Raw genomic sequence first — 879 nt, forward strand, 5'->3', positions numbered from 1 at the left:
CTTCGATAAAGGAAGAAGTTTTAGCTTGAATCTAAAAAATAAAAAAGACGTAAAGTGGCACTTTGGATTCTACGTTTTTTATAACAGTGGCGCCTCTGTCATTTATCTTTTAGACCAACTTGGTTACAAAATAGAACAACTGGAAAAAGCAATGTCGCCTTACGACGCTGCATTATCTGTTGTCGGGCATGATGTTGATGCATATCAACGAGCACTAAAATCAGTAGGCTCTAAAGTCGCTCAATTTGAAAAGGACGCAATAAAATACTCTTCACTGAGATAACTCAGTATGTCCACTCCGGTTCGTCGGTATGTCACGTTTTCAGACAAAGGTTGGGGGTTAATCATGGCTAAGATAGAGATACTGCAATGGCGTGTTTACTAATTTAAATAACGCTGTTGTATATTTAGATATATGAATAATCATACTCACTAAAAAGGATTTTTAATGCGTATCTATATTCCCATTGCTATGATTTTTATCAGCGCTTGTACTAGCCAGATTGTTAGTACTGACGAACATATCGAGAGTTACATCGGTTCCAATATTACCGATGCGCAAGCTTTGTATTTAACGCCCCACTCTCAAGCCGTTACATTTTGGGAGTCACGCACATTTGCTTGGGTGGAAACTCAAACCTCACTCGAGAATGGTGAAATACAACATTCTTTCAAAAACCCCTATCGTGACTGCACCATTAACTGGATTGTAGACCAAAGCGGAGTGATCATTGCGGGATCACACAGTGGCGAGATGTGCAGCCCTTAACTTTGCCTTTGCTCATACCTCGATCAAACAGCAAGGCCTAATGAAGCACTAAGGCTCAATTTTATTCAATATATAAAAAAGGGTGTCATTTGAACAATCAAATGACACCC

At 39.2% G+C, this 879-nt stretch carries 1 protein-coding gene and 1 pseudogene; both read left to right on the plus strand.

What is annotated here, in order from left to right:
- Positions 1-283 (plus strand): annotated as a pseudogene (locus AB4653_RS28010) (hypothetical protein); the annotation flags it as partial.
- Between the two features lie 165 nt (positions 284-448).
- Positions 449-769, plus strand: a complete 321-nt coding sequence (locus tag AB4653_RS28015; protein ID WP_102257990.1) for a hypothetical protein — start codon at positions 449-451, stop codon at positions 767-769.
- Positions 770-879 lie beyond the last annotated feature (110 nt).

The sequence above is a fragment of the Vibrio sp. 10N.222.48.A3 genome (assembly GCF_041475345.1).
In the GTDB taxonomy this organism is placed as follows: Bacteria; Pseudomonadota; Gammaproteobacteria; order Enterobacterales; family Vibrionaceae; genus Vibrio; species Vibrio tasmaniensis_A.

Coding starts and splice junctions, on each gene's coding strand:
- AB4653_RS28015 (WP_102257990.1), top strand. CDS start 449: ATGCGTATCTATATTCCCATTGCTATGATTTTTATCAGCGCTTGTACT.